Below are 800 nucleotides of genomic sequence, written 5' to 3'. Positions count from 1 at the left end.
ATATTTTTTACCAATTTTTTCGGGAATACGCGGAGCGATAAAGATATTGGGAACGCTACAAGATGCTTGTACAGCCAATCCAGCATTACCAGTGGTAAACACTGCTTTTTTTGGCGTGTTTTTTTCGGTAGCAATTGCCGCAAAGCGGATAGGAAAGTCTTCTATTGCTTGACCATTCACTTTGGCGTTAATAAAATTTTTGAGCTTGATGCCTTCGATAAACCCTTGGTTGGACAAGGTGAAGTCTGTTAGCTCATTATCTGTGGTGGTGAGTGCTAAGTGCTCAAGCTGAACAGGTGTATAGCCGCTAGCATATAGGCTACCCACTAAGCTACCGACGCTGGTGCCAACGATTAGCGTGGGTGTAATACCATTCTCTTCTAATGCCTTAATGACGCCTACATGAGCAAAGCCTTTAGCACCGCCACCGCCTAATACGAGTGCCACACTCAGTGGCTTTATCTCAGGTGCGTCAGGCGTCTCAGATGTTATAGTGGCTGGCGCTAGGGTGCTACAAGCGCTGACAGCCACTCCTAAGATGGATAGAGTGCTCATCCGCATGAGTAACAGGCGATGGCTGTATGCAGAGCGAAGCGCAGTTATCAGCATAAAAAAAACCTTATATAATTGTCATAATATAGAAAAGAAGGCATTTGGGTATATTGAACATTTAAACATCATAGCCTTATAATCTTGACGATAGTCGATTTCATTTAAAAGTAATATAGGGCATGTTGAATATTCAAATGTGGTGCTGGCAGTGACTATTTTTTAGACAATATGCAGTGAAATTTTTGATA

The 800-nt window shown here is 42.4% G+C and carries 1 protein-coding gene; it reads right to left on the bottom strand.

Translation table 11 applies throughout. From position 1 onward, the window contains the following. Nucleotides 1-609: patatin-like phospholipase family protein (locus ACT3SX_RS15355; protein ID WP_444518850.1), on the bottom strand; the 609-nt coding region annotated here is incomplete at its 3' end. Nucleotides 610-800 lie beyond the last annotated feature (191 nt).

The sequence above is a fragment of the Psychrobacter sp. AOP31-B2-9 genome (assembly GCF_052378005.1).
Classification (GTDB): Bacteria; Pseudomonadota; Gammaproteobacteria; order Pseudomonadales; family Moraxellaceae; genus Psychrobacter.
The sequence above is the reverse complement of the archived record's forward strand: the minus strand, read 5'-3'. Positions and strand labels throughout refer to the sequence as shown.